Source organism: Streptomyces sp. adm13(2018), assembly GCF_008042145.1.
Classification (GTDB): domain Bacteria; phylum Actinomycetota; class Actinomycetes; order Streptomycetales; family Streptomycetaceae; genus Streptomyces.
Genome location: NZ_RDBH01000138.1, coordinates 3,876 through 10,450, shown reverse-complemented (window position 1 = coordinate 10,450; position 6,575 = coordinate 3,876). Strand labels below are relative to the sequence as shown.

General features: G+C 71.9%; 9 protein-coding genes and 2 pseudogenes. 3 read left to right on the top strand and 8 right to left on the bottom strand.

Annotation, left to right across the window (positions count from 1 at the left end; translation table 11 throughout):
• The 7 genes and pseudogenes from mscL to EAO70_RS39585 all read right to left on the bottom strand — a co-directional run.
• The coding region (gene mscL / locus EAO70_RS27185) for a large conductance mechanosensitive channel protein MscL (protein ID WP_148005542.1) at nucleotides 1–372 on the bottom strand (372 nt) is incomplete at its 3' end.
• Between the two features lie 51 nt (nucleotides 373–423).
• A complete protein-coding gene (locus tag EAO70_RS27180; protein WP_187284061.1) occupies nucleotides 424–813 on the bottom strand; it encodes a hypothetical protein in 390 nt (129 codons plus the stop codon).
• Nucleotides 814–1,133: 320 nt separating this feature from the next.
• The gene (locus EAO70_RS27175) at nucleotides 1,134–1,682 is read right to left on the bottom strand and encodes a phosphatase PAP2 family protein (RefSeq protein WP_148005541.1); all 549 of its coding nucleotides are present in this window, start codon (nucleotides 1,680–1,682) and stop codon (nucleotides 1,134–1,136) included.
• Nucleotides 1,683–1,773: 91 nt separating this feature from the next.
• Nucleotides 1,774–2,283 (bottom strand): annotated as a pseudogene (locus EAO70_RS27170) (YihY/virulence factor BrkB family protein); the annotation flags it as partial.
• A gap of 16 nt (nucleotides 2,284–2,299) precedes the next feature.
• A complete protein-coding gene (locus tag EAO70_RS27165; RefSeq protein ID WP_148005540.1) occupies nucleotides 2,300–3,415 on the bottom strand; it encodes a glutamate--cysteine ligase in 1,116 nt (371 codons plus the stop codon).
• 27 nt (nucleotides 3,416–3,442) lie between these two features.
• On the bottom strand, nucleotides 3,443–3,625 hold the full coding sequence (locus EAO70_RS39590; RefSeq protein WP_315986250.1) for a Rieske 2Fe-2S domain-containing protein: 183 nt from the start codon (nucleotides 3,623–3,625) through the stop codon (nucleotides 3,443–3,445).
• Nucleotides 3,626–3,660: 35 nt separating this feature from the next.
• Nucleotides 3,661–3,759, bottom strand: a pseudogene (locus EAO70_RS39585) (hypothetical protein); the annotation flags it as partial.
• A gap of 229 nt (nucleotides 3,760–3,988) precedes the next feature.
• Here EAO70_RS39585 and EAO70_RS27155 point away from each other — a divergent pair.
• The 3 genes from EAO70_RS27155 (at nucleotide 3,989) to EAO70_RS27145 (ending at nucleotide 5,513) form a co-directional block, all read left to right on the top strand.
• The gene (locus EAO70_RS27155; RefSeq protein WP_148005538.1) at nucleotides 3,989–4,204 is read left to right on the top strand and encodes a hypothetical protein; all 216 of its coding nucleotides are present in this window, start codon (nucleotides 3,989–3,991) and stop codon (nucleotides 4,202–4,204) included.
• A 335-nt stretch (nucleotides 4,205–4,539) separates the two neighbouring features.
• Nucleotides 4,540–4,749: a hypothetical protein gene (locus tag EAO70_RS27150; protein ID WP_148005537.1), complete on the top strand. Its 210-nt coding sequence runs from the start codon at nucleotides 4,540–4,542 to the stop codon at nucleotides 4,747–4,749.
• Nucleotides 4,750–4,892: 143 nt separating this feature from the next.
• Complete coding sequence (locus tag EAO70_RS27145; RefSeq protein WP_315986249.1) at nucleotides 4,893–5,513, top strand: restriction endonuclease; 621 nt, start codon at nucleotides 4,893–4,895, stop codon at nucleotides 5,511–5,513.
• Between the two features lie 243 nt (nucleotides 5,514–5,756).
• Here the strand turns inward: EAO70_RS27145 and EAO70_RS27140 are convergent.
• A partial coding sequence (locus EAO70_RS27140) for a protein kinase (RefSeq protein WP_148005544.1) occupies nucleotides 5,757–6,575 on the bottom strand: 819 nt, incomplete at its 5' end.

The window sequence follows — 6,575 nt, the reverse complement described above, 5'->3', positions numbered from 1 at the left end:
GCGTCGGGCCTGGGCGGGGACGGGGCTGAGGCATTCGGGACAGTCCCGCTTGGGGGCCTGGACATCCTGGTGCGGGGCGAGACGCTCGTGCAGCTTGTTGATGGGCAGCACGACCAGAAAGTAGAGGGCGCTGGCCAGAAGGACGAAACTGATTGCCGCGTTGATGAAGGCGCCGTAGGGGAAGTCGATGGCGCCCACGGTGAAGGTTTTGCGGCTCATGTCGCCGGTCGCGCCGGTGGCCAGCCCCACGAGGGGTGTCAGGAAGGCACCCACGAAGCCGTTCACCACGGCGGTGAACGCCGCCCCGATCACGATACCGACGGCCAAGTCGACCACGTTGCCACGCAGGATGAAACTGCGGAAGCCTTTCACCTTCTCACTCCTTGAGGATTCGACATCTCCGGGCGGGAACCAGCGGCGCTGTCACGCGCTGACGAGCATGGGGTCGGACAGCGCCGGCGCGTGCGGACAGGGCGTGTCAGCAGTGAGCGGGGGAATGCGCTTCCGGCGCAGGAGATCATGGGTAGGACGCAGGCTCAGCGTGCTGCGCCAGGCGAGGCCCGGGTGGCGGAAGCGCAGGTGCGAAAGCGCGCGGGTGCCCAGCCCTGTGCTGAGGAAACGTTCATCGATGGTGATGGTGGTGATGACGCCTCGGGCGCAGCCGGTGCAGATCCGGTAGTGGATCTGGCCGACGACTTGGCGTACGTGGACGAGGAGCAGGCATTCCTCACCTCGCCCGGAGTGGTCGGGGATGTGTGCGGAGAGGAAGTCGATTGCCCGGTTCGCGAGGAGTCGGCGGCGCAGGCGGGCCAACCACCGTGGTTGTGAGCGCGCGTGTTGTCCGTGCATGAGTTTCGTGTGCCCCGCCCGGCGACTCGTACGCCCCGGATGCCCGGGCCCGGCGGGGCGGCTCGTCTCTCGACTGCGGTGAGGCGCCGCGGACGCGACTCGGTGACGAACACGGGCTCTCTACCTGACCCATGAGTCTCGTAGTGCTCGCCGGCCGCCTAGACCTGTCCGTTCGCTGCGAACAGAACGAAGTGATGGCCCTCGCCGGGCTGGTGCCGGGCCTCGGAACGAGCCGCCATGGCGCGCCTGCCCCCGAGCAGCTGGTCGCCCGCCTGAGAGCGGGGTCATGTCCAGGCGCGGGTGAGCAAGCGGGGCGTCGCCCGGAGGAGAGCGGCCACGGACAGGCCGACAGCGACGCCGGCGACGACGTCGGAGGGGTAGTGCGCGCCGCTGTGGACCCGCTCGATCGCCACCATCGCCGCCGGTACAGCGCACACGGCACCGGTCCACGGCCAGATCGGCGCGACGGCGGCGGTGAACGCGACGGCGGCCGCGGTGTGGCCGGAGGGGAAGGAGGAGCTGGCGGGCCGGTCCTCGACGTCGTCGTGCGGGATCCACTCCTTCGGCGGCCGGCGCCGCTCCACGAGCTGCTTCGCGACCCCGTTGGACAGCAGCTCGGCCACCGCCATGGAGGTGACCCCGGCTGCCGCGGCCTTGCGGCCCCGCCAGCCCCCACCCATCGCCATGATCACGGCGGCCGCCCACCAGAGCTTCGTGTGTTCGGCCGCTTCCTCGACCGGCGGCAGCAGCTGGCGGGCCCAGGCGGAGTCCCACGCGGCCATCCGTTGCGTCAGACGATGATCACCGCTGTGCAGGGACGCCAGGAGTTTCATGCCGAGCCGCCTGCCCGATCGCCGCCGCGCCACACGGCGAACACTCCATGCGGCGACGGTCTTCATCACTGAACTTCCGAGTGTCCCGGGTGATCGTCAGCGCCAGCCGCAGCGGCAGCACCTTCCACACCGGACGGCCCTCGGGCATGTCATAGACGGCGTTCGAGCTACGGATGAAGGCAGCTACGTACCCCGAAGCGGACCGGATCGCGACCGCCAGGCCGACGAGGGCCACGATGGAGCCCACACCGCTGTTGCCCTGAAGCTGTTGCACCGCGTTGCTGATCACGTCACGCGCGGAGCCCGGGGCCAGCTTCTCCAGATTGTCCAGCACCTGCTGCGTCGCGGACTCACCGGCCATTCCCAGCAGCGACACCAGCACCAGCAGGGCCGGGAAGAGGGCCAACACCCCGTGGTAGGTCAAGGCAGCGGCCCGGTCGGCCAGTTCGTCGTCCTTGAACTCCTTCAGCGCGCCGCGCAGCACCGCCATCCACGACCGCTTCGGCAGATCCGAAAGCCGATCCGGCGCCCGCTCCTCGACCCGCTGATCGGGACCCACGCTGCCCCTCGCATCGGCCGGGACCGCGTCCGAAAGCCCCACCGTCCGCCGCTGCGACTCACGACCGGAGGGTCAGCTCCGCACACCGGGTGACGACGGACGCGAGTTCCGGATACTCGGCGCGCAGCCCGCGCTGGATGCGGGCGCCGTTCCCCCGTTCGTGCAGGCGCGCGATGCCTTCCCGGACCCGGTCGTCGTCGCCGTGGTCTTTCAGCGCCTCGCGCACGTGCTGGTACAAAGCCTCGACGGCGTCCTCCGCGGACGTTTCCCGCATGGTTTCGGGATGCAGCAGGGGCCCGTCCAGGCCGGAACGTCCGGCCCGCCAGGAGGCCAGGCGCAGCAGACTCGTACCGATCCTGGCCGGAGGCTGTCCGTCCTGCCAGGCGCGCGCCTCGGTCTCGACGAGGCCTCGGATGAGGGCGGCCAGCAGGACCGGCGTGGAAGCGTCCAGACAGACGTCCGCGACCCTGATCTCGACGGTGGGGTAGGTGGACGACAGTCGGGCGTCGAAGTAGATCATGCCCTCGTCGCGGAGCACCCCGGTCTCGATCATCGCGCGGACCTGCTCGTGGTAGCGGTCGGCGGACCCGAAGATGTCCACCGGACCGGCGGACGGCCACCGGTTCCACACCCGGCTGCGGTAGCTGCCGTACCCGCTGTCCTCGCCCTGCCAGAAGGGCGAGTTCGCGCTCATCGCCGTCAGGATGGCCAGCCAGGGCCTGATGCGGTCCAGGACGGCTACGCCCTCCTCATCCGAGGCGACTGACACGTGAACGTGGCATCCGCAGGTCAGCTGCTCCTGCGCGGTCAGTCCGAACTGCTCGCCTATCCACCGGTAGCGTGGTCCGGCGTTCAGCGACGGCTGGACGGGCAACGGGGATGTAGCGACCGCCGCCACCACGGCGCCGGCGCTCGCCGCGTGGCGGGATGCCTCGCGGCGGATGCGGACGATCTCCTCCTGGAGCTCCCCCATCTCAGTGACCGGTTTTGTGGCGAACTCCAGTTGCTCTTTGTGCAGTTCTTTCTCGAACTCGTGCTCCCGCCGACCGCTCGTACCCAGGTGCTGCCAAGCCGAACGCTCAGCCGCCGCCAGCACCGCCCCCGAGACGGCGAGCAGCGCGCCGCTGTCCGCGTCCACGAGCAGCAGCTCCTCTTCCACGCCTACGCTTCGCATCTCGCCGCCTGTGGATCGCACCGTCAGTTACCCCCCACCTGCCCTGGCTTCCCCCGACCATGCCGCGGGCCTGCTCGACGGCTCCGTGGTGCGTTCGGCGTTGTTGAAGGCGACCGGGCACCCCAGGTGCGTGCAGACGGCGGACACGGCGTGCAGTGTGCCTTGGTCGCCGCGGTGGACGGCGCAGGGTTTGCCGCCCGCGCGGACCACCGTTCCCTCTCAAGCACGGCGACGCTCTTCCCGCTGCGAGCGAGCTCCCGAGCGGTACTGATTCCGGCGATGCCGCCCCCGACGACCGCCACATCCGCCTCGCCGGGCCCTGCCAGTGGGGCGAACGACGGCATGGAAGCCGTCTGTGTCCAGTAGGACTCTCCGGCGCCCAGGCTCTGGTTCATACCCGGCGGCTGCCCCAGAAACCCAGCCTGACGCACGGCGCGCAGCTGCTGAGCCGGGCATACGGGACCGCAGGCCCCGTCGCGACGGAGCCTGCGTTGCTGCAAGGAGCGGCGGCCGGCGAGGAGCCCGCCCCCAGGGCGGGCCCTGGCCGCCGCCGCGACCGCTCTCGCCGCCGACGTGCCCTGCAGTACCGTCGCCGCCCGCGCCGGCCTCGCCCACCTCCTCGTCGTCGGTACGGGCGAAGGCGCCGACGCCCCGGCCGCCACCGAAAACACCCCCGAGGCGGTCGGTGCCTTCTGTTCGGCCCTTCTGCTTCCCGCTGACGTCCTGCTCGCCGAGGGCGCCCACGCCGTAGGCCTGGAATCCGTCGCCGACCAGCCCCTCACCGTCTGACCCCGCCGGCTCGCCGGCATCCCGGCAGGTGGTTGTCCTCCGTCGCCCCGGCCACGTTCGAAGCCGCGGGCGGCCAGTGCTTCGATGTCCTGCCGTCCCGCGCGAGTGCGCCCCGCGGGCCCGGGCGGCGGGCCGGACCGGTTCGTTCCCGGGCCCCCTGTTCACCTGGGGGAACGGGTGTCCGGACGTTTCCCGGACAGCGTCCGCCGGGGTTCTCGCCAACGTTCGCCGACCTGCTGCGATCCCGGCGCAGGATCGGCTGCACTGGTCCCGGGCTGTTTCGGGGCGGCCGGGGACCAGTGCAGGAGACGAGGGCGGGCGAGAGCGGGTTTCGCATGATGACGATCAACGTGGGGGTGCTGCTCGCGATCATCGCGGTGATGCGGCTACGCCGCAGGACCCAGGCCCGAAGCCGGGTGGAAGAGCGCAATACCGCGTCCATCCTCCTGGTGCTGGGCATCGTGATCGCGCCGACCCCGCTGGGCCAGGGCATCTTCAACGTGATCAAGCAGTTGGTGAGCGGCGTCTCGCAGGCCGGCGCATGAGCCCGCGCCCCCGGCCGGGTACCCGCCGCTCCCCTGCCCCGCGCCGACGCCGCTCCTCTCCCACCTCTCGACGCCGGCCCGCGCCGAGACGCCGTACGACCGCTCGCCGTCGGGGACAGACTTTCGGCTGGGAACAGGCTCTCGTGCTGTTCCTGGCGCTCGCCGTGGTGTGGAGCCTGCTCGTCGGCGCGCTGCGGTGGCTGGTGGCGCACCCCGGGGTACCGGTCGTCCTGCTGCTGGCCCTGACGGCGGCCGTCGGGGTGTGGGTGCACCGGCGCCGGGAGACCGCCCGCTGGGACCGGGTGCGCGAGCGGGGCCTGCGCTACGAACTGCCGCAGATCGACGTCCTGCACCATCGGCAGTTCGAGGAAGCCGTGCGCGACCTGATGCGCCGTGACGGTTGCCCCGAGGCGATCCAGGTCGGCGGAGCCGGCGACAACGGCGCCGACGTGAAGGCAACCGACCCCTTCGGTCGCCGATGGGTGATCCAATGTAAGCACCGCGCTGCGGGGCTGGCCGGCTCCGCGGTCGGAACGCCGGACCTGCACGTCCTCAACGGCACCGGCCGCCCTGTGCACCACGGTGACGTCGTCGTCCTGGTCACCAACGGCCGCTTCACGACGAAGGCCGTCGACTTCGCACGCTCCCAGCGTCTGCATCTGGTCGACCGCCACCTCCTTGCCCGATGGGCCGCCGGCTCCACGCCGCTGTGGGAGCTCCTGAGCGCGCTCCCCTCCCCCCGCCGTCCTTCCCCCGGCTCCTGACCTCCGCCGAGCGGCGGTGGTGAGCGTCGCCGGCCTGGGCGGCGCGCCGTTCCCGTGCTCATGCCCCGTTCACGGCCGGTAGTGGGCGACAGGGAACCGGCTGATGCCGAGCCCCTGTGTTTCGTAGCGGAGACAGGAGGTGAACCTGCCTCCGGGTTATGAGCCCACACCGAACGGCGTGAACCCTCGCGTACCCCCGGGAAGCAGCTCTCCCGGGAGTACGCGCGTCCCCGCACCTCCGGGTCAGGACGTCGGGCGCGGGCACTCCGGCAGCGTCGGCCGCTCCTTGGTGCGTACGGCGGGCAGCCAGGCCACCGGGGGACCGGACCCGGAAGGGAGTCGGACGCGGAACCAGCGGGTGGACCACCGGGCCTCCTCGTCGACGATGGGCTGCCCGTCGGGGACCTGGCAGTCGGCGGCGAGCACGTCGCCGTGCCACACCCTGGTCGGCACGACGTTGTCCGCCGTGTACGGCCGTACGGGATCGATCGCCAGCCCCAGACTGCACCCGGGGTGCCGGTCGACCCGCTCGCGGCAGCCCCGCTCCGCGTTGAACACCCGGACCGTGCCGGCCGTCGCGCTCACGACGCCGGGCGGCACGGACCCGACCGGCCGCACCGCGTCCGAGCACAGGGTCGCCGCGGCGACCCCGCACATCGCGGTCGCCAGGACGGCGGCGCGGGCCCGGACCCGCTGACGCCCGCCGCCGGGCGTCTCCTGTCGGCCGGCGATGCGGGCGAGCAGGCTCTCGGCGGTGTGCGGCGCCCGCGCCTCGTGGGTCGGGGCGAGACAGTCGGCGGCCAGCTCCCGCCAGAACGGGGGCACCGCGTGGTCCATCCGCAGCGGCGCCCGCCCCTCGCCGTACTCCTGGACCGCGGCGCCCCGCGCCACCGGCGTGGCGCCGGAGAACGGCGAACCGCCCGACGAGAACACCTCGTGGACGACGATGCCCAGGGCCCAGATGTCCGCGGTCGGCCTGATCCGGACGCCGAGTTCGCCGAGGGGCGCCCGCCAGCGCTCGGGCGGCAGATAGTCCAGGGTTCCCATCGGCGGGGCGTACCC